Source organism: Microbacterium phyllosphaerae (assembly GCF_050628115.1).
Classification (GTDB): Bacteria; Actinomycetota; Actinomycetes; order Actinomycetales; family Microbacteriaceae; genus Microbacterium; species Microbacterium phyllosphaerae_A.
This window is the reverse complement of record NZ_CP192502.1, coordinates 1,318,053-1,337,778: the sequence shown is the minus strand read 5'-3', so window position 1 is coordinate 1,337,778 and position 19,726 is coordinate 1,318,053. Positions and strand designations below refer to the sequence as shown.

General features: G+C 68.7%; 15 protein-coding genes. 3 read left to right on the top strand and 12 right to left on the bottom strand.

Annotated elements, in window-relative coordinates:
• Positions 1 to 53 precede the first annotated feature (53 nt).
• From ACQ4LY_RS06160 to ACQ4LY_RS06110, 11 genes are all read right to left on the bottom strand, one after another.
• Entirely contained in the window at positions 54 to 3,899 is a 3,846-nt protein-coding gene (locus ACQ4LY_RS06160; protein WP_431075136.1) for a carbohydrate-binding protein, read from the bottom strand.
• Positions 3,900 to 3,993: 94 nt separating this feature from the next.
• Complete coding sequence (locus ACQ4LY_RS06155) at positions 3,994 to 5,598, bottom strand: glycoside hydrolase family 43 protein (protein ID WP_431075135.1); 1,605 nt, start codon at positions 5,596 to 5,598, stop codon at positions 3,994 to 3,996.
• Positions 5,598 to 6,599, bottom strand: a complete 1,002-nt coding sequence (locus tag ACQ4LY_RS06150) for a hydroxyacid dehydrogenase (RefSeq protein ID WP_431075134.1) — start codon at positions 6,597 to 6,599, stop codon at positions 5,598 to 5,600. Before ACQ4LY_RS06150 ends, ACQ4LY_RS06155 begins: the two co-directional genes overlap by 1 nt.
• Complete coding sequence (locus ACQ4LY_RS06145) at positions 6,596 to 7,489, bottom strand: family 43 glycosylhydrolase (protein WP_431075133.1); 894 nt, start codon at positions 7,487 to 7,489, stop codon at positions 6,596 to 6,598. The genes ACQ4LY_RS06150 and ACQ4LY_RS06145 overlap by 4 nt, the downstream gene beginning before the upstream one ends.
• A complete protein-coding gene (locus ACQ4LY_RS06140; protein ID WP_431075132.1) occupies positions 7,486 to 9,528 on the bottom strand; it encodes an alpha-galactosidase in 2,043 nt (680 codons plus the stop codon). The genes ACQ4LY_RS06145 and ACQ4LY_RS06140 overlap by 4 nt, the downstream gene beginning before the upstream one ends.
• Positions 9,525 to 10,211 (bottom strand): hypothetical protein, encoded by a 687-nt coding sequence (locus tag ACQ4LY_RS06135; RefSeq protein WP_431075131.1) that lies wholly within the window; start codon positions 10,209 to 10,211, stop codon positions 9,525 to 9,527. The genes ACQ4LY_RS06140 and ACQ4LY_RS06135 overlap by 4 nt, the downstream gene beginning before the upstream one ends.
• A 5-nt stretch (positions 10,212 to 10,216) precedes the next feature.
• Positions 10,217 to 11,143 carry a carbohydrate ABC transporter permease gene (locus tag ACQ4LY_RS06130; protein WP_431075130.1) on the bottom strand — a complete coding sequence of 309 codons (927 nt, stop codon included), beginning with the start codon at positions 11,141 to 11,143 and terminating at the stop codon, positions 10,217 to 10,219.
• On the bottom strand, positions 11,140 to 12,051 hold the full coding sequence (locus tag ACQ4LY_RS06125) for a carbohydrate ABC transporter permease (protein ID WP_431075129.1): 912 nt from the start codon (positions 12,049 to 12,051) through the stop codon (positions 11,140 to 11,142). Before ACQ4LY_RS06125 ends, ACQ4LY_RS06130 begins: the two co-directional genes overlap by 4 nt.
• Before the next feature lie 70 nt (positions 12,052 to 12,121).
• The gene (locus ACQ4LY_RS06120) at positions 12,122 to 13,468 is read right to left on the bottom strand and encodes an ABC transporter substrate-binding protein (protein WP_431075128.1); all 1,347 of its coding nucleotides are present in this window, start codon (positions 13,466 to 13,468) and stop codon (positions 12,122 to 12,124) included.
• 156 nt (positions 13,469 to 13,624) lie between these two features.
• The gene (corA, locus tag ACQ4LY_RS06115; RefSeq protein ID WP_431075127.1) at positions 13,625 to 14,641 is read right to left on the bottom strand and encodes a magnesium/cobalt transporter CorA; all 1,017 of its coding nucleotides are present in this window, start codon (positions 14,639 to 14,641) and stop codon (positions 13,625 to 13,627) included.
• A 49-nt stretch (positions 14,642 to 14,690) separates the two neighbouring features.
• Entirely contained in the window at positions 14,691 to 15,968 is a 1,278-nt protein-coding gene (locus tag ACQ4LY_RS06110; protein WP_431075126.1) for a serine hydrolase domain-containing protein, read from the bottom strand.
• Positions 15,969 to 16,057: 89 nt separating this feature from the next.
• Here ACQ4LY_RS06110 and ACQ4LY_RS06105 point away from each other — a divergent pair, with 89 nt between their 5' ends.
• Complete coding sequence (locus tag ACQ4LY_RS06105; protein WP_431075125.1) at positions 16,058 to 16,372, top strand: DUF2470 domain-containing protein; 315 nt, start codon at positions 16,058 to 16,060, stop codon at positions 16,370 to 16,372.
• A gap of 54 nt (positions 16,373 to 16,426) precedes the next feature.
• Entirely contained in the window at positions 16,427 to 17,074 is a 648-nt protein-coding gene (locus ACQ4LY_RS06100) for a heme oxygenase (biliverdin-producing) (protein ID WP_431075124.1), read from the top strand.
• Positions 17,075 to 17,087: 13 nt separating this feature from the next.
• On the opposite strand, the gene ACQ4LY_RS06095 is transcribed toward ACQ4LY_RS06100, so the two are convergent.
• Positions 17,088 to 18,482 carry an ATP-dependent DNA helicase gene (locus tag ACQ4LY_RS06095; RefSeq protein ID WP_431075123.1) on the bottom strand — a complete coding sequence of 465 codons (1,395 nt, stop codon included), beginning with the start codon at positions 18,480 to 18,482 and terminating at the stop codon, positions 17,088 to 17,090.
• Positions 18,483 to 18,645: 163 nt separating this feature from the next.
• Between ACQ4LY_RS06095 and ACQ4LY_RS06090 the strand changes: the two genes are divergently transcribed.
• On the top strand, positions 18,646 to 19,716 hold the full coding sequence (locus tag ACQ4LY_RS06090) for a hypothetical protein (RefSeq protein WP_431075122.1): 1,071 nt from the start codon (positions 18,646 to 18,648) through the stop codon (positions 19,714 to 19,716).
• Positions 19,717 to 19,726: the final 10 nt, after the last annotated feature.

Here is a 19,726-nt window from a genome sequence, read left to right as displayed (position 1 = left end):
AGCGCGGCGGAGCGGTGTGATCGAAAGCACCCGACCCCACCGCTCCGGCGTCCTCAGTAGGCGCCGAGATCCTCCCACGGGCCGTTGGCGTCGCCCGGCTCCTGGTTGCGGGTCCACCACTTCGCGCGGAACGTGTGCCCGTCGTGCGCGACGGTCTCGCCGCCGACGTAGACGTACGACGTCGTCCATGCCCGCACGGCGTCTCCCGCCGCGGCAACGCGTGCGCCCTGCTGCATCCACGCGCCGGTGGCCGTGCTGCCGGGCAGCTCGTTCCTCGTCCACCATTGCGCCGTGTAGACCGCTCCGTCGTGCGACACCTCGTCGCCGGTGCTGTAGACAGCGGCCGGATCCCAGGCCGGGATCGCCGGAGCGGTCGACACCTCGCCGAACACGATGAGCTCGGCCACGTTCAGGATCTGACCGTTCACGAGTCGGATGTACCGGAACGAGGTGTCGTCGCTCACCGTCCACTGCTGCCAGTCGAGCGTCTTCGCGGGAGCCGTGGGCGTCAGACGCGTCCACGTCTGCAGGTCGTTCGACCCCTCCAGACGCATGTCCGCGATACGCGAGGTGCCGTAGCCGTCCTGTCGCACGAGCAACTCCGCCCCGCTCAGCGACACGGTCGTGTCGGGGCCGAAGTCCCACACGTTGCCGTAGAGACCCGAGTTCAGCCGGGTGTCGGAGTGCGTCGCCGGATCGCCGTCGAGCATCTTCGCCGTGTATTGCGTCCAGGCGGCGTCGGCGACCCCGTCGGGGCGCAGCACCGTCGCTTCGCGGAAGGCCGAGTCGATGCGCCCGCTGTCGCTCGACAGGAACAGTGTCGAGCCGTCGGTCGTGGCATGGATCGTGTCGGCATCCCGCCCGTCGGCCGTGGTGAAGTCGACTGTGATCTCGACCCGTGCCCCGCGCTGCGCGCTCTCGGGCACCGCGGCCGTCGCGACCCACTGGCCCGCCGCAGGAGACGTCACGGTGGCCGGAGCACCGAGCACCGTCACGGCCACGTCCGAATTGCCGGCGGGACCGGTGAGACGCACCTCGACGCCGTCGCCCACCACGACACGTCCTGCGACGGCGTCCGGCGACGAGAGCGACACGGTGTCCATCGATCCGACAGCCTCGGTGCGGGAGCCGTCGATGCGGATGTCGGCGATGCTCCAGATCCCCGGATACGCGGGATCGGACGGCACCCCGGGCTCGTCCACCTGGAACTTCAGGAACCGGAACGGCTGGCCCTGCACCTCGTCTCGCACATCGATCCACTCCATGGACGAGTCCTGCCCCACGTTCGGATGCACGGTGAGCAGCGTCCACGTCGCGCCGTCATCGGAGCCGTAGACGTTCGTCCCCTCGGCGCGGTTCGGGAACGTGTCCCTGGCCTGGATGCCGAAGCGCTCGGCGCCGACGCGGAAAGCCGACCCGAAGTCGAACACGATGCTCGGAACGCGCTGGTCGCCCCAGCTCGTCTGGTTGTCTCCATCGGTGATCGCGGTCAGCTGCGCCGCCGTGAGCGGCGGGGCCGTGACGAGCCCCCGATAGTCGAGAGTGCCGTCCGCCAGCACGGGGTCGAGCACCACGAGACCTGCGACAGCGTCACCGAGCCCGTCGAGAAGGGTCGCGAAGGCTGCGGCATCCGCGCCCTGCACTCCCTGCTCCGCGTTCGTGCGCGCCTCGACGAACCGCGCCCAGCTCGCCGAGGTGTACTCGTCGCTCTCGCCTGCGCGTCCGACGAGTTCGTCGATCGCGGCATCCCGACTCTCGGCCACGGTGATCGTCACAGGCAGCGCCGTCACCGTCGTGCCGTCCGACGCCGCAAGGGTCATCTGCGCGACCCCCGGCTGCGGGGGCGACCAGCTCAGTTGGCTCCCCTGCAGGACCATGCCCGACGGGGCGTCCTGCAGCGCGAGGGTCACTGTCTCGCCGGCGCCATCCGTCGTCTGCACGCTGCGCGTCCATTGCTCACCGGCGACGAGCACCGCATCGAGTACGGGAGCATCCGCGAACACGGGCGGCGTGATCACACCGTTCGCCTGCGCCAGGAGCCCCGCGACGTCGACCTTCGCGTCCGACCCGGTCGCCCGGAGGAACAGGATGTTCTCGCCCACGGCCCCCGGCGTCTTGGCCAGGGCCAGATCCAGCCAGACGTAGCGCCATTCGCCATCGGTGTCGGGGACGACGATCTCGGCGAACGGCGGCTCCTCGGCGGTGCGTGACGCCTGCAGGCGGGCGGTGCCGTCGCTTCGCACCTTCACGGCCACGAGCGACTGCGCCGCAGCCCGGTCTCCCCAGATCGCCCGCCTGATCGCGAGGTTCGCGTCGTCGGCACCGGCGTCGAGTCGGATGAAGGACGTCTCGTCGTCCTCGTCGCGGACGGCTCCGTCGCCGAGCGGCGTGCCGAAGGTGCGCACCGACAGCTCGGCGCTGTCTGCCAGCGGAGCGGCGGCTCCGTCGACCTCGGCGAGCTCCTCGGGGAACGCCACCCAGTACTCGGCTCCGGTGTAGTCCGATCCTCGGTCGTTCCAGAAGTTCTGGACACCGGTGCCGTAGTAGTAGAGCGGACCGTCGCGCTGCTCGTAGAGCTCCGCGACATGGGGCGCCTCGGCGGCGACATCGACGTCCGCGACGTAGCGGTACTGCAGGTATGCCTCGCTGAGCGGATCCTGCAGGCGACCGCGATACGCCTGCGAGATCGCGCCGCCCTCGTTCGCCGGGATGTACGGCACCTCCTGGCCCATCATGAAGGCGTAGAAGGTGTCGGCGCCGTCGAGGATGCGGTGATCGAGGAAGTCGTAGGGCGAGACGGCATCCGCCGATTCCGACACGGTGCCTGCGGTCGGATCGAGCGTCGTGCCCTGCGCATCGACGATGCGCGCGAGTGCCACGAAGATGTCGACGTCGCCCTGTCCGTGGGCCTGGTCGCGCAGCATCTCCATGTGCTGCACGAACGGAGCCCCGGTCGTGTTGCCTTCGGCGTCAGCCGGGATCTCGCGGAACAGCTGTTCCAGCGATCCGTTCACGTTCCCGCCGTACAGGTCGTGCTCGCTCTCGTAGCCGGCATTGACCGTGAACCACTCCACCCTCTCGGCATAGAGGTCGGCGTCATCGAGGAAGATCGCCGCAGAGATCATGCCGATCACGCCGTAGAGGTGCTGGTTCCACAGGCGGTTCTTCGAGGACAGGAACGTGTCGAGCACCGGTCGCACGAGGTTGTCCTCGATGCGCTGCTCGTCGGCGTCCGTCCATCGCAGGTCGTATCCGTCGAGGGCGGCGTTCGCGGGCTCGGTGCTGCGGATCAGCTCGGCCGCGATCAGCATGTAGTACAGCGGTACCCCGGTGTGGATGTGCGCGTCGGCGAAGTACTCGTACTTCGCAGGGTCCAGGCTGCTCCATGCTCGGAGCCCGTGCAGGGCGTTCGCGCGATACTGCTCGTCACCCGTGACGACGTACTCGAGCGCCTGGGTCATCACTCCGATGCCGTCGCGCTGCGCCATGGAGCGCATCCCGACGCTCGCGTAGGCGTCGTTCTTCGGGATGTCGGTGCCGGGCTGCGCGTTCTCGACGCGGTAGTCGATCGCGGCGTATCGGGTGTCGACCATCGCGTCGTAGTAGCTCGCCCACGGGTCGACCCCGGCGAGCACCTGGGTGCGCATGTTCTCGAGGTGGTCGGCGGTGAAGCCGATTCCCGGATGCGCGAAACCGGCGTCGCTGACCGTCTCGACGATCTCGGGCGCGGCCGTCTGCGCGGCGGCCGAGACCGGAGCGGCGGCCGAGACCGGAGCAGCGGCGGCAGCCGGGGATGCGGCGGTGGCCGGCGGTGCGACGAGGAGCGCCCCGCTGAGGGCGATCACCCCGGCGGTCAGCGCACCGACCGTCTTGCGGATACTGCGGTGTTCGATCTTCATCGATCTCTCTTCCGTGACGGCGCCGTCGAGCGACGGCGCGAGGGCATGCAGGAGCAGGAACTTCGCGACGGTCAGGGGTTCGGAGGTGTGCGGGTCAGTCCTCCCCCGCCGGATCGGTCTCGTCGTATCTGAGAGACACGTCTGCGAGATCGGCAGACCACCCGCGGCCGTCGAGATCGTCCGCGCGGACGCCGAAGAACAGGCCGGTGAACCGCAGCCGGTCGCCGTGGTCGTCAGACAGGGTCCAAGCCGGGTGGACGCCGGGTACCTCGGTCCAGTGATCATCACCGACCGCGGCGACGGCGAACCGCAGGTCGGGTCCGTCGAGAGTCAGCCGCATCCGCACGGCCCCCTCCGGCACGGCGACGGGCGCGGAGCGAGTGGTGCGCGCTCCGTCTCTGATCACGACGCGCACATGCCGGCCGTTGTCGGCATCCCACCCCAGCTGCAGCCAGATCCAGCCGCTGCGGTCGTACCAGGCGATCGCTCCGGCGAGCTCGCGGGTGCTGGTGGGCTCGGCATCCACCGTGGCCTCGAACGTGGCCCGATGCTCCTCGACCCTGGTGACGATCATCGACTGCTCGAAGACGGATGCCGGCGAGTGCCCGCCGCGCAGCCGAAGCCATCCGGGCCGCGCGGTCAGATCGACGACGTCGGGCGCGAGCGGTGTGCGCAGGGTCGACCAGCGCCGGCTGTCGAGCTGCGGGGCGTCGAAGGACTCGGCGAACCCCGACGCGACAGCGCGGCCGACGCCCTCTCCCCCGACCTCGACCTCGACCTCGACCTCGACCTCGACCTGATGCCCGCCCTGTGCCAGCCGCAGCCAGCCGCCCTCATCGAACACCACGCGCTGCAGGCAGGTCTCGCGCCCGAGCGTGCTGTACCTCTCACCGAGGTGCAGAGTCGGCCGGCTGGCGAGATGCACCAGCATCCACTCGCCGCTCGGCGTCTGCACGAGCTCGCCGTGACCCGCCTTCTGCAAGGGCAGGCCGGGGGCGTCGCGGCTGGTCAGCACGAACGGCTGCGGGTCGCGCTCGTAGGGTCCGGTGATCTCGCGCGATCGCGCCACCGTGATGGCGTGGTTCCATCCGGTGCCGCCCGCGGCGATCAGCAGGTGGTACCGGTCGCCGATGCGATAGAGGTTGGGACCTTCCACCAGCGTCGGCTCCTGATGGATCACGGTGGCCGTCCCCGAGGTGCGCCTCTCATCAGGCAGATACTGCTCGAGCACGAGACCGCCGAACGACGGATGCTCCGGCCGCTGATCCCACTGCACCCCGATGATCCAGTGGGTGCCGTCGGGGTCGTGGAAGAACGAGAAGTCGAACCCGCGTGAGCCCAGATGCACCGGCTCGCTCCACGGACCGTCGATGCTCTCGGCCGTCACGAGGTAGTTGTCGATGTCCTTGTCGTCGCCGTCCATCGACCGCACCACCGAGTATGCGAGCCAGAACAGGCCGTTCGAATGCGAGAGGCTCGGCGCCCACACACCCCCGGAGTCGTGCACGCCCCGGAGGTCGAAGCCCTCGTCGAGCGCATGCCCGCGGACCGTCCAGTGCACGAGATCGGTGGAGTGATGGATGCGCACCGCGGGGTGGAACTCGAACGTGCTGGTGGCGATGAAGTAGTCGTCTCCGACCCGCACGATCGACGGGTCGGGGTTGAAGCCCCGGAGGATCGGGTTGCGCACGACGCCCATCACACGACCCCCGGCACCCGCTCGAAGCCGACGAAGGCCTCACCCGCGACGAAGCGGGCGACCTCGTCGATCACGTCACGCCCGAGTCGGTGGAGCTCATTTCCGGTGGCGCCCGCGATGTGCGGGGTGAGTGTGACGTTCGGCAGCGTCCACAGCTCGTCGTCGGCTGTGAGGGGCTCGGGCTCCGTCACGTCGAGGATCGCGTCGATCCGCCCCGTACGCAGATGTGTGCGCAGCGCGTCGTGGTCGATCAGCGTGCCTCGAGCCGTGTTGATGAGCACTGCTCCATCGCGCATGATCGCAAGCTCGCGCGACGCGATCATGTGCTCGGTCTCGGGAGTCGCGGGGGCGTGCAGCGAGACGATGTCCGAGGCGGCGAGCAGATCATCGAGCGTGGTCTTGAGCCCGCCGAGCGACACGATCTCCTCCTCCGAGGCGTAGGGGTCGTAGATCAGCACGCGCAGGTCGGTCGACTGCAGCAGCTGTGCGACACGGCGGCCGATGCGAGAAGCCCCGACGAGCCCGACCGTGCGTCCGAAGTTGCCGCTGTCGATCAGATCGGCTTCGCGGTCGACGAAGGCGCGACCCTCGCGATAGATCTGCTCGGCATACCTCGCACGCTTGCCGGCGAGCACGATGGTCGCCGCGGTGTACTCGGCGACCGCCTGCGCGTTGCCCTCGCCGGCGTTCGTGAAGACGATGCCCCGGCGCGCGGCCTCCACGGTGTCGAGCACCGCGCTGGCGGTGCCGCCTGCGAAGACGACGGCGCGCAGGTTCGGCATCCGCTCGAGCATGTCGCGGTCCACCTGCGGACAACCCCAGCCTGCGAGCAGGATCTCGGCCTCGCTGATCAGGTGCGAGGCGTGATCGCTCTCGAAGTCGGTGAGCACTTCGGCGCTCACATCGACCAGTGCGCTGAGCCGGGCCCGGTGCGGGCCGAACAGGTTCTCGGCCAGTGCCGGCGGATTCATCGCGACGATCGCGCGGGGTCGGGCTTTCACTTCTTCAGCTCCTCGATGCTCCAGTCGTCGCGCCAGCTCAGCTCGGCCCGACCCTCCTCGACCCGCAGCGGCAGCCAGATCGGCGCCGACGACGCCAGGTCGTCACGATCCCAGCGGTCGCCGATGTAGACGTGGCCACCGTCGACAGGCAGCACGACGCTCACCTGCGAATCGAACGTGCGGCTGCCGGTCGGGGCGAAGTCCCGCCACGGCGACCACGGCCCCTCGAGCGCGGAGGCGGTCGCGTACTTGTTGTCGTTGAGGTCCCAGCCCGTGAGGTCGGAGCCGAACACGTAGTACAGCCCGTCGTGACGCACCAGCGTCGGCGACTCGTACCCGATCTCTGGGCGATCCTGCTGGCGCAGTGTCGCCACGATCGACTGGACGCCGCAGTAGTCGGGTCGCAGACGGTAGATGTGCAGGCCGTTGTCGCGGTCCTCGGAGAGCAGATAGCCGACACCACCCTCGTGGTAGACGCCGATGTCTCGGCTGAGGTTGCCGAGCGGTCGCTCGCTGCCGAGATACTCGTACGGCCCCTCGGGCGCATCGCCGATCGCGAAGCCGACCCTCGCGTCCGAGTAGTCGGCGTTCTCGATGTGGACGATCAGCACCCAGCGCCCGTCGGGGCGGCGCAGCGCCTTGGGTCGTTCGACGATGCGGTCCGGTGACAGGTCTCCCGAGCCGGCGGCGAGCGCGTCGCCGACATACTCCCAGGTCGCGAGGTCGGCTGAGCGGTAGCAGGCCACCGCCGTGAATCGGTCGCCGGCGGTCTTGTCCTCGCCCCAGGCGTACCAGTGCGGTCCGACGCGCTGGATGCCGATGCCGTGCAGCTGCGCGATGCGGCCGCGGTCGTCGGTGACGAGCTCGCCAGTGCGGATCGTGCCGCTCATGCGCCGCTCCCCTCGATGTCGGGCCGGATGCGGAGCACACGGGCACCGAGTCCGGGCCCCGTGGCGATGCGGATGCCGTCGCCGGCGTCGTCGATCACCCAGCCGTCGATGGAGGCTCCCGCGGGGAAGAGGGTCTCGACACCGCGGACTCCGGGGATCGTGAACGAGCTCGGCTCCTCCGACCTGTCCCATACGAAGAGCAGCGACTGCTCGGTTCCTCGCAGGCCCAGGCAGACGACGTCGTCATTCCACGCGGGCAGGCCGAGCGGCCAGAACGGGTCGGTCGCAGCCAGACCGCCGCGCACGGTCTTGTGGAGGCCCACGGCCTCGGCGACGAGCGCCTGCTGCGCGGGGCGCAGCTCGCCCAGGAAGCCCGAGAGGTAGAGCCTGCCGCTCAGGCCGGTGACGAGTGTGAACACCGTCTCGGCATCCGTCATCCCGCTCGCCGGGTACGCCCAGTTGCCCGCCTGCTCGGGGAGGATCGACGCAGGCGCCGATGCCGCGATCGGCGGATACAGACGGAAGTCCTGCTGGTCGGTGGTGGACTGCAGGTGTGTGCGCGACAGCAGCGCGTAGTCGGCCCGCATCGCGCCGGAGGAGCAGTTCTCGATCAGGAGCTCCGGATGCCGTCGCTGCACGTCGTCGAGCCAGTCGCCGAAGGCGCGGATGTGGCCCAGCAGGCCGTCTCCGGCTGCCGTCGCCTGCCACTCGGTGCCCGCACCGGGGTTGATGTTGTAGTCGAGCTTCAGGAAGCTCACGCCGTATTCGCGGACGATCCGATCGACCGTGTCGTCGAGGTGCGCCCGCGCCGCCGGGTGCCGGAAGTCGAGGTGGTAGCGGTCGTGCTCGCGCACGCGCACTCCGAACCGCTGGAAGAAGGCGTCATCCGGCAGCGTCTTCGCGACGGGGCTCTCGACCCCGACGACCTCGGGCTCGAGCCAGAGCCCCGAGCGCATGCCCGCGGCGTGGATCTCTTCGATGATGCCGCGGAGTCCTGCCTCGTCGAACCGGCTCGGGGCCTCCCGCCACTCGCCGACCGTGTCCCACCAGTCGCCGATCTCGGGGTCGGCGAACCAGCCCGCATCGATGCAGAAGACCTCTGCCCCGGCCTCGGCGGCGGCGCGGATCAGCGGCCGCAGCGCTTCGGACGAGGGCTGCCCCATGAGCGTGTTCATGAAGTCGTTGTAGATGATCGGCAGGTCGGGGCCGTCGACGCGGCGGATCGCACGGCGATGCGAGGTGAGCGCGGCGATCGCCCCCTCGAGGCCCTCGCCCGAGGCGGCGAGCGCGACCGGCACCGTGAGGAACTCGTCGCCCTGCGCGAGCACACGGGCGAACTGATGCTCGAGATCCGTGGGGCCGAGCAGTGAGAGGGTCAGACCCTCGAGCCCCTGGCTGAGGTCGACGTGCCAGCCGGCGCCGCTCTCGATCTGCCAGGCGACGGCCGAACCGTCCCGGTGCACGAGGGCGCCGACAGGCAGGTGTTCCCCCGTCGACCAGGCGCCGTGGCTGGTCAGGGTCGCGTGGCCCCGACCGTCCTGCGCGTGGATCGGCAGCGACAGCGGGGGCAGCTCGTCGGCCAGTGCACGACGGTGCCAGCGGTTCTCCGCCAGCCATTCGCTGCGCGCGGTGAGCAGGTCGTACTGCTCCCCCGCATGCGGGCCCTCGCCGAACCCGACCGTGGCCGAGGTGACCGCGGTGATGACGACCGGCGCCGAGCCCGTGCCTCGCAGTGTGTGCTGCACGCGCACGGCCGTGCCCGAGAGCGCGAGCACGCTCGTGACCTCGAGTCCCGTGAGCGCGTCGCGCTGCACGAGCGTGATGGTGTCGGGGGCTGCATCCGTCGGCGTGGCATCCGCCTGCTCGATGCGCAGCCGAGCGCCCGGAGCCGAGCGCACATACGCCTGACTCGTGCGCGCTCGCTGCTCTGCGGCGGTGAAGATCTCGACGAGGGGTGCGGGGTGACCGTCGCCGACCGCCAGGGTCACCGGACCGTCAGTTCCCGCCGAGATCGTGAATCCGCCGATCCGGGAGATCATGCGCCCACCCGCTCGCGTGCGCGATCGAAGCCGAGCGTGCGGGTGCAGATCGTGGCGGCCACAGAGGCGAGCGCCGGCGTCGACAGCCACGCGACCGCGCCGATCACCGGAAGCGAGGTGGCGAGAGCCGCGAGAGCCGCGAGCAGCAGCCAGACGAGAGCCAGGTGAGGGCGCTGCAGGACGATCCGTGCGGCGGCGAGCGCATACGCGGCGCCGCGCAGGGGCGAGTCCGAGAGGAACGCGGCTGCGACGACGATCGCGGCGACGACGGCGGCCACGGCGACGGCGCCCAGCAGCACACCGGCATCCGCTCCGAGCAGGGCGATGTCGTAGCCGAGCACGAGCACGGCGGCGCCGAGCGCCAGAGCCGAACCCCAGCGGTGGCGCACGGCGTCCGCGAATGCCTGCCAGAAGGTCTGCGCCACGTGCGGCTCGGAGTCGAGCAGGGCGGCGGCGGCGCGCACCAGTGCGTGCAGCGCCGGGGCGACGGGCAGCACTGCGGCAGCCCCCAGCCAGAGCGCGACGTGGGTGGCCTGCCAGCCCACGAGCGCCTGGAAGGCGAGCATCGGCACGAGGCAGCCGACGAACGACAGCGACACGAGGAAGTACCGGAACGCGCCCAGCAGCAACGTCGCGATGACGCCGTCGTAGCCGAGCAGACGGCCGAGTCGAGAGGTGGTCACGGTGGTCATCCCTTCACCGCCCCGACCGACATGCCCTTGATGAAGTAGCGCTGGAAGGCGGCGAAGATCGCGACCGAAGGGACGATCGCGAGGATGGCTCCCGTGTAGATCAGCTGCCACTGCGAGGTGAGCAGACCCACCATGCGGTTGATCGCGACGTTGATCGTTCCGGCCGACGACGAGTCGAGGAACACCAGGGGGATGAAGAAGTCGTTCCAGAGTCCGAGGGCCTGGATGATCACGAAGGCCGAGGTGACAGGCAGGAGCATCGGGAAGACGATGAGCCAGAAGGTGCGCAGGCGCCCCGCGCCGTCGACGTGCGCCGCCTCCTCGACCTCGATCGGGATGCCTTTGATGAAGCTGCAGTAGAGCAGGATGCCGAAGCTCGCCGCCCCTCCGAGATGCACCAGGATCACCGAGAGCAGCGTGCTGTAGAGACCGACGTCGTCGAAGCCCTTCACGAGCGGGATCATGCGCACCTGGAAGGGGATCATGAGTCCGGCGATGAACAGCACGTACAGGAACCGCGAGGTGCGGCCGCCGATCCGCTCGATGCCGTAGGCGGCCATCGGCACGATGATGATGAGCATCACGACGGTGCCGACCGTGATGATGAGGGTGTTGAGCACCGCCTCGAGGAAGTCGGTCTGCTGGAACAGGGTGACGTAGTTGTCGAACGCGAAGGATGTGGGCAGGCCCATCGGATCCTTCGTGATCTCGGCATACGAGCGGAAGGAGTTCAGCAGCGCGTAGATCACCGGAGACGCGACGATCAGCACCAGGATGCTGAGCACCACCATCACGATGATCTCGCCGACCGACCACTTCTTCTTCTCCCGGCGCACGCGCGGCGGGCGGGGGATGCGGGCGAGCCCTGCGGGACGCGCCTCCGGCTCGATCTTCATGGTGACCTGGGTCATCGTCTCGGTCATGCCTGGATCTCCCTCTTGCGCATGTAGGCGTTCGCGGCGACGGTGCTCACGATCACCACGATGAAGAGCACGACGGCGGCCGCTGAACCGAATCCGGCCCGGTATTCGCCGAAGCCGACCTTGTAGATGAAGAAGGCCATGGTCTCGCTCACGAACCCGGGGCCTCCCGAGGTGAGCACGAGCACTTGGTCGAAGATCACCCAGCCGGCGATCATCGCGAGCGTCATGTTGACGGTGACCGCGCCGGCGATCATCGGCCACGTCACGTTCCAGAAGACCTTGGCGCCGCTGGCGCCGTCGATGCGCGCAGCCTCGATCAGCTCCTGCGGCACCGACTGGAGGTTCGCGAGATAGATCAGGGTCGTGTTGCCACCGAGCGTGAAGCAGGTGATGAACAGGATGACCCAGATCACGATGCTGCTGTCACCCAGCCAGTCGCGGGCCCACTCGGGGAGGCCCATGTCACGCAGCACGGTGTTGACGGAGCCGAAGTTGTAGTTGAGCAGGTACTTCCAGATCGTCGCCATGATGAAGGCGCTGACGAGTGCCGGCAGGTACACGGCCGTGCGGAAGAAGCCCTGCGCGTGGTTGAGCTTGTCGAGCATGAGGGCCACGGCGAGCGAGATCACGTTGACGATCAGGGCGGAGCCGAGTCCGAGGATCAGGGTGTTGCGCACCGCGTTCCAGAAGCGGCCGCTCGCGACGATGTCCTCGTAGTTCCGGATGCCGACGTAGTCGTAGCCGTCGCTGATGCCGTCCCAATCGGTCAGGCTCAGCTGCAGGGTCTGCAGCGACGGGACGATCACCATCAGGAGGTAGATCACCAGCGCGGGGATGACGAAGCCCAGCATCGCCAGACGCCCTCGTCCGAATCGCGGTCTCACTCTGACCTCGGTGTGTGCACTCATGTTCTCTCCTTGATCGATCGCCGTTCGCCGAGGCCGGGGCGCGGTCGGGTCCGCGCCCCGGCGTCGTGGCTCAACCGGCTGCGGCGACCTGCGCGTCGAGTTCCGCCTGGACCTTCGCGATCGTCTCGTCGATCGTGGTCTGGCCGTCCTGCATCTCGATGCGGGACTGCCGGAAGAAGGTGTTGACCGAGCTGAAGGTGCTGAGCGTCGGGGAGTTCTCGTACCAGACGAGGTTCGGGTTCTCGAGCAGGGCGAAGAAGTCCTCGGCTCCGGGGATGGTGTCGTTGCGGGTGACCTCATCGGACTTGAGGATGTTGGGCGAGATCCACCCGTTCGCCTCCATCAGGTCGGCGGCCTCGACGGAGTAGAAGTACTCGAGGAACTCGACGGCGGACGCGTACTCGTCCTCGTCCTCCGCGGCCTGAGACGAGATCGCGAGACCGCCGGCGGTATCGCCGATCACGCTGTTCTTGAGGACGTTGAGGTTGCCGTCCTCGTCGGGGATGATGAACAGCCCGGCGTCGAACTCCGGGTCGACCTTGTTGATGTCCATCAGCCGGCCGAGGCCGGCGGACGAAGTCGCCATGACCGCCTGCTCGTTGACCAGGAGCGTCGTGGTCTGCGCATCCGCGGTGGACTGCCACCCCTCCAGCACGTAGTCGTCCATGATCATCTTGAGCTCCTCGAGCGGAGCCTTCAGGTCGGCCACAGAGGCATCGCCGGCAGCTGCCGCGTTCCAGAACCCGCCCTCGTCGCTGTACTCGGCGAAGACCGGTGCCGCGAGCGGCTTCCAGAGCTGATCCGACGGCCAGACCTCCGCCGCGGCCGTGGCGAGCGGCACGTCGCCGTTGGCTTTGATCTCCTCGAGCAGGTCGATGAAGTCGTCGTAGGTCGCGGGCACCTCGAGGTCGTGCTCCTCGAAGTAGGTCTTGTTGTAGACGATGTTCATGCCGAGTTCGCCGTTGAGCGCACTGGAGGGCACGGTGTAGACGTTGCCGTCCTCGGCAGCGGCGAACGCGTCCGGCTCGAGCAGCGCCGTGACCTCTTCGGGCACCGGGGCGAGCTTGCCGGCGTTGACGTAGGTGAGGGTGTCGCGCATGTCCACGACGGCAGGCCAGTTGCCGGTGGCATCGACGGTCTTGAGCGCCGTGGCGTAGTCGGATCCGGCGGGCAGCGGGTCGAGCTCGACCTCGGTGGTGTCGCTCTGCTCGTTGAAGGCCGTCACCACCTGGTCGACGACCCCGTTCCAGGTGTCGTCTCCCGTGGCGTAGAGGAACCGGATCGTGGTCTTCTCTTCCGACGCTCCTGCGTCACCACCGCCACCGGCGCAGCCGGCGAGCGCGAGAGCAGAGGTCGCGAGGCCCGCGGTCACCAGCAGGAGGCGGCTTCGTGCCGTCCGCGTCATTGCGTTGTGCATGTGATCTCCCTTGATTCGTGCCGGACTCTCGTCGGCTACACCGACGGTAGCCGAGGGGATAGCGTTTTCCAAGCACTTTCTGTAACTAGTTGCACTTTACTCGTGAACTCGCGAGAATCAACCCTGGCGACGTTCGGCGCGCCCGGAATCGAGTGGTTAGAGCCAGCCCTTGCGCTTGAAGACCCAATACAGGCCGAAGCCCATCCCCACCATCAGCGCGATCGCCATCGGATACCCGAACGCCCAATGCAGCTCGGGCATGTGGTCGAAGTTCATGCCGTAGACGGTGCCGACGAGGGTCGGCGCGAACAGGATCGCCGCCCAGCCCGAGATCTTCTTGACCTCGTCGTTCTGACGGATGCTCAGCTCCGTCATCCGCGTCATCTCCTCGTTCTGACGCCGTGCCACGATCGTCGACTCGACGGTCAGCGCGTTGTCGAGCACGGTGCGGAACGTGTTCGCGCGCTCCGAGACGCGCAGCGTGTGGTCGAGCACGTCGCGCAGGTACCGCTGCAGCTCCTCGTCGACCTGATACTTCGCAGAGCCGCGCAGCAGGGCATCGAGCATGCCAGCCAACGGCTGCACCGCCCGCTGGAAGTCGATGACCTCGCGCCCCAGCTCGTAGATGCGCTGGGTCGCATCGACCTCGTCTTCGAAGAGCTGGCTCTCGATCTCGTCGATGTCGTTCTCGAGACCTGCGAGCACTGGGGCATACTCGTCGACGACCTCGTCGAGGATCGCATAGAGCACGGCCTCGGGGCCGAGCTTCAGCAGCGTGGGATCGCCCTCGAGGCGACGACGGACGCGCCCCAGGTCGGGAGACTCCGCGTGCCGGATGGTGACGACGAAGTCGGTGCCGACGAGCACGTGGATCTCGCCGAATTCGACCTCCTCGGCGGCGTCGAGGTAGCGCGCCGAGCGGAGGACCATGAACAGCACATCGCCGTAGCGCTCGAGCTTCGACCGCTGATGACCCGACAGCGCATCCTCGACGACGAGAGCGTGGATGCCGAACTCGTCGGCCACCTCGCGGATCTCTGCCTCGCTCGGGCGGTACAGCCCGATCCAGCTCAGTCCGCCGCGCTCCCGCATCGCCTCGAAGGTCTCGCTGAGGCTGCGCGGGTTGTCGGTGCGGACACCGTCGACGTAGATCGCGTTGTCGATGATCGCCATCGGCTTCCCTTCCGTCCGGTCGGGCCGGGCCGCGGCTCTATGCCCGCTCTCAGCCCTCAGCGGGTGCGACGCAGGGGATCGCCGATGCGGCGATGGCCTCGTGGTACTGCTCGGCGGTGAACGGCAGACCGAACTCCGGAGCGGTCTGCCCCTCGGCCGCCGGCGCCTTGGAGGCGATGGCCGCGAGCTCCCATGCCAGGTAGGCGGCGGTCGTGCCACCCGTGGTCGAGTCGTTCAGCGACACCGCGACCGTGAATCCGGTCGCAGGGTCGGAATAGGCGGCGGTCTGGTACCCCGGGGTCCATCCGTACTGACCGACCATCGAGCCCACGAGGAGCGCCCCGCCGGTGGCCTGCAGCCATGACGGCGTGTCCGCGGCGACCGGGAGCGGGCTCGCGAAGCGGTCCGGCGTCTGCTCGGTGCGAAGCGTCGCTGCTGCCTGCGCGTAGCGGCCGAGGTCCTCGATCGTCGAGACGACTCCGGAATCGGTGAAGCCGGAGCTCGACGAGAGCGTCGTGATGTCGACGGGCGCGGCGCAGTTGTAGCCGCCCTCGACGGGCGAGAGGTAATGCCCGTTCATGACCGGTCCGGAGGAGGGCGGCGCGGCTGCGGCAGCCGGCAGCGACGTGTTCTCGAGACCGAGCGGCTCGGCGACGTATTCGGCGATCAGCTCGGAGGCCGACATGCCCGAGGCGCGCTCGAGAGCGAGACCGAGCAGCAGATAGGCGGTGTCGGAGTTCGAGTACGTGGTGTGCGCGGCACCTCGCGCCGCGCCGAGGCCATACGAGGCGAGCTCGAGCGGAGCCCACACGCGCTCGGGGGTGTTCATCCACGCCGACTTGGCGGTGGCCTCGGACGAGCCGAGTCCGGACGTGCCGTTGCACAGGTCGAGCAGGGTGAGGTCCTGCAGGTTGGGCACACCCGAGACGTAGTCCGGCACGGGGTCGTCGAGGTCGACGATCCCGTCATCGACCAGGCCGTAGAGCACGTCGCACGTCATGAGGCGCGTCACGTCGGCGACGCGGAAGGCCATGTCCGTGCTGATCTCGTCACCCGCGCCCGGATCCTGCGTGCCGACTCCCGTGACCCAGCTGCCGCTCCACGGAACCCAGACGCCGACGACGGCGCCGGAGGCACCCGACGCGGTCAGCGCGTTCGCGACCGCCGCATCCATGGCTGCGACGGTGTCGTCGGGAAGAGCGCCGTCGACCTGAGCCGGCGGCTCGTAACTGAATTCCGGATCGGATGTGCATCCGGTGAGGAAGAGCCCGAGCACGGCTGCGCCGGCCGCTGCTGCGCGGAACCTGCGCGACGAGAGAAGCTGCATGAAAGGGGACCCCCGGAAGACGTGTCTCCCGAGTCTAGAACGCCGATCCTGAAAGATCGCATCGTCGGGGCCCGTTTAGGGTGATCATCATGCCCCACACCTTCGATGCCGACGTCGTCTCCGCGATCCTTCGCCACATGAACGGCGACCACACCGACGACAACCTGCTGATCGCGCGTGCCTTCTCTCCCGCTGACGGCGGCGAGATCACGGATGCCGTCATGACGGGCCTCGACGGCGACGGCGGCGTCTGGGAGATCACCCGCGCCGGGGTGCCGTCGGAGCTGCGCGTCGCGTGGCCCTCCGGACCGATCACCGAACGTCCCGCCGTGCGCCGCGAGGTCGTCGCTCTCTACGACCTCGCCTGCGAGAAGCTCGGGGTGGAGCCGCGCCCGCACGGGTGACGCTCTGAGATCCCGGGGTTTCGCCAGAGGTAAGGCAACCCTTACACTTGGCACATGTCCGAGATCCTGTCCTTCTCCGCCGCCCTCCGTGAGCGCTCCTCCGGTTCGCACTCGCGAAGCGAGGGCGCAGGCTTCATGTCCGACCTGCTCAAGGGCGAGGGGTCGCGCGAGGACTACATCGCGCTCGTCGCACAGCACTACTTCATCTACGAGGCCCTCGAGTCGGCGGGTGACCGCATGCGTCAGGACCCCGTGGCATCCGTCTTCATCAGCGACAAGTTGACCCGCCTGCCCGCGCTCGAGGCCGACCTCGAGTTCCTGCTCGGCACCGACTGGCGCGACGAGATCACAGCCCTCCCCACCACGCAGCGCTACGTCGAGCGCATCCGTCAGGTCGGGGCGACGTGGGCCGGCGGCTTCGTGGCGCACCACTACACGCGTTACCTGGGCGATCTGTCGGGCGGCATCTTCATCGGACGCGTGATGGCCCGCCGCTTCGGCTTCGAGACCAACGGCATCGGCTTCTACCTGTTCGACGACATCGCCGACCCGTCTGCGTTCAAGGACGTCTACCGCGAGCAGCTCGACGCCGCCCCGTGGGACGACGCCGAGCGCGAGCGCGTGATCGACGAGGTCCTTCTCGCGTACCGCTTCAACACCGAGCTGTTCGAAGACCTCGACCGCGCCCGCGTCGCAGCCTGAGAGAGGTTGCTCCTCAGCCTTTGCCGACCTCGGGGGTGGATGCTGCGAGCCACGCATCGCGCATGAAGCGGCGCACGTCTTCGTCGACCCGGATGTCGCTCGGTCGCAGTGCCCTCGACAGGTAGAGCCCGTCGAGGGAGGTGAGGCGCGAGAGCGCGACGTACGTCTGTCCCGGTGCGAAGGCACCGGAGCCCAGATCGATGATCGCGCGGTCGTAGGTCTTGCCCTGCGACTTGTGGATCGTGACGGCCCACGCGAGACGCAGCGGGAACTGCGTGAACTCGGCCACGACGTCGCGGCTCAGCTTCTTGGTGCTCGGCTCGTAGGAATAGCGGAAGCGCTCCCAGACGGCGGGCTCGACGTCGACCTCTTCGCCGTCGATCTCGACCCGCACGGTCTCGCCGAGGATCCGGACGACCGTGCCGATCGTGCCGTTCACCCACCGAGGCGGCTCGCCGGACATCGACGTGTCATTGCGGAGGAACATCACCTGCGCGCCGATCTTGAGCTTCAGCTCCGACTCGGCGGGCAGTGATGCCTCGCCCTTGCCGAACTCGCCGCTGACCTCGGCCCGCGCCGTCTGCTCCTTGCCGGGGAGGGCGGCCAGGTGGCGGCTGTTGATCGTGTTCACGATGTCGTTGCGGGTCGCGAGGGTGATCATCGGCACCTCACCCGGCTCGGGGTCGGGGGGCGTGCGAGCACCCTGGGTGTTCAGCACGCCCGCGATCTCGGCGGTGACCCGTCCGTAGCGCACGGCGTTCAGCATGGCCTTGAATCCGTCATCCGACTGACGGTGGATCTGCACGAGCTCCCGCACGTGCAGCTCGGCTCGGGTGTCGACGGCGAAGAGCCCGCCGTCGTCGTCCGGGGCCTCGCCGCCCGCCGCTCCTGCCCAGACCTTGGCATCGAAGAACCAGAACGAGCGGTAGTGGTCCTTCACGTAGCGCAGCTCGTCACCTCGCGGAGGCACGGGCGCGAGCTGATACGGGTCGCCGAACATCACGATCTGCACCCCGCCGAAGGGGATGCCGCGCTTGCCCCGCGCCTGTCGGAGGGAACGATCCATCGCATCCATGAGGTCGGCGTTGACCATCGAGATCTCGTCGATCACGAGCGTCTCGATCGCGTTCAGGATGCGGCGGGTGTTGTCGTTCTGATCGATGTCCGAGTCGCCGATCAGGCCGATCGGCAAGCGGAACAGCGAGTGGATCGTCTGCCCCTCGACGTTCAGGGCCGCGACCCCGGTGGGAGCGCAGATCGCGATCTGCTTCTTCGTGTTCCACGAGAAGTACTGCAGCAGCGTCGACTTGCCGGTGCCCGCGCGCCCGGTGATGAAGACGTGCTCACCGGTGTCCTCGATCAGCCGGAACAGCTCTTGCTGCTCTTCGGACAGGGCGGGAAGCGACACGGATCTCTCACACGGGACGACGGCGGAAAGCGCACGCGGAACACGCGCTCCCCCATGCTACGTGGCGCTGCGGCCCGGCACCCGACGGACACAGCCGAGCGTGCCCGTCACAGAGCGACGCCATGCTCGGCTCCGTCCCAGGCCGCCCTCCTAGACTGACGCCATGCAGCAGGTCGAGACGGAGGCGCCCCGGCGTTCGCGCCTCGTCGCCGACCTCGCGCTGCTCTCGGTCATCGGTCTGCTGCTCGTCGCCGCTCTCGGCGCAGGCGGGGCCACCCTGTACCGGCAGTTCTACGGGCCCTCCGCGTTCGTGGTGCGCTACCTCGACCTCCTCTCGGAGGGTCGTGCGGCCGATGCTCTGCGCATCCCCGGTGTCGCGGTCGACCGCGAGACGCTCGAGGCGGCGGGCATCGGCGCCACGGCATCCGAGGCCCTGCTCCGGCACGCAGCCCTCGCCCCGCTCACCGACGTCGAGGTGGTGTCCGAGAAGCCAGACGGCGACAGGACCGCCGTGACCGTCTCGTACAAGGCGGCCGAGCACTCGGGCATCACGACCTTCACGGTCGAGCAGGACGGCTGGGCGGGGGTGACCCCGAACTGGCGCTTCACCGACAGCCCCCTCGCGGTGGTCGAGCTGACCCTGCGCGGTGCGGACCAGTTCGCCGTGAACGGCTTCGAGGTCGACCGACGGCAGGTGTCGTTCGCCGGCGCCGACGCGGCCCCGCTCGACCCGCTTCCGCTGCTCGTCTTCACGCCGGGGCTGTACTCGGTGACGGTCGACACCCCGATCTCGGACTCCGACGGGGTCGGCGTCCTCGCCGACTCGCCGCTCGCCACCACGCCGGTCGACGTGCAGACCACCCCCACGGCCGATTTCGTCTCGGTCGTGCAGCAGCGCGTCGAGGAATTCCTCACCGCGTGCACGTCGCAGCAGGTGCTGCAGCCGACCGCCTGCCCGTTCGGGCTGCAGGTCTCCAACCGCATCGCGTCGCTGCCGGAGTGGTCCATCGCGAACCAGCCTCAGGTCACCGTCGTCCCCGACGGCGGGCACTGGAAGATCCCCCCGACCGATGCCGTGGCGCATGTCGAGGTCGAGATCCGTTCGCTGTTCGACGGCTCCGTGCAGGAGGTGTCCGAGGACGTCGCGTTCCAGGTCAACGGATCGATCACGATCCTCCCCGACGGGTCGGCCTCGATCCGCGTCGGATCGCCCGACGAGGAGACGACCGACTGAGCGGGTCGGT

Coding starts and splice junctions, on each gene's coding strand:
- ACQ4LY_RS06125 (WP_431075129.1), bottom strand. CDS start 12,051: ATGAGTGCACACACCGAGGTCAGAGTGAGACCGCGATTCGGACGAGGG.
- corA (WP_431075127.1), bottom strand. CDS start 14,641: ATGGCGATCATCGACAACGCGATCTACGTCGACGGTGTCCGCACCGAC.
- ACQ4LY_RS06110 (WP_431075126.1), bottom strand. CDS start 15,968: ATGCAGCTTCTCTCGTCGCGCAGGTTCCGCGCAGCAGCGGCCGGCGCA.
- ACQ4LY_RS06090 (WP_431075122.1), top strand. CDS start 18,646: ATGCAGCAGGTCGAGACGGAGGCGCCCCGGCGTTCGCGCCTCGTCGCC.
- ACQ4LY_RS06155 (WP_431075135.1), bottom strand. CDS start 5,598: ATGGGCGTCGTGCGCAACCCGATCCTCCGGGGCTTCAACCCCGACCCG.
- ACQ4LY_RS06160 (WP_431075136.1), bottom strand. CDS start 3,899: ATGAAGATCGAACACCGCAGTATCCGCAAGACGGTCGGTGCGCTGACC.
- ACQ4LY_RS06120 (WP_431075128.1), bottom strand. CDS start 13,468: ATGCACAACGCAATGACGCGGACGGCACGAAGCCGCCTCCTGCTGGTG.
- ACQ4LY_RS06100 (WP_431075124.1), top strand. CDS start 16,427: ATGTCCGAGATCCTGTCCTTCTCCGCCGCCCTCCGTGAGCGCTCCTCC.
- ACQ4LY_RS06130 (WP_431075130.1), bottom strand. CDS start 11,143: ATGACCGAGACGATGACCCAGGTCACCATGAAGATCGAGCCGGAGGCG.
- ACQ4LY_RS06145 (WP_431075133.1), bottom strand. CDS start 7,489: ATGAGCGGCACGATCCGCACTGGCGAGCTCGTCACCGACGACCGCGGC.
- ACQ4LY_RS06105 (WP_431075125.1), top strand. CDS start 16,058: ATGCCCCACACCTTCGATGCCGACGTCGTCTCCGCGATCCTTCGCCAC.
- ACQ4LY_RS06140 (WP_431075132.1), bottom strand. CDS start 9,528: ATGATCTCCCGGATCGGCGGATTCACGATCTCGGCGGGAACTGACGGT.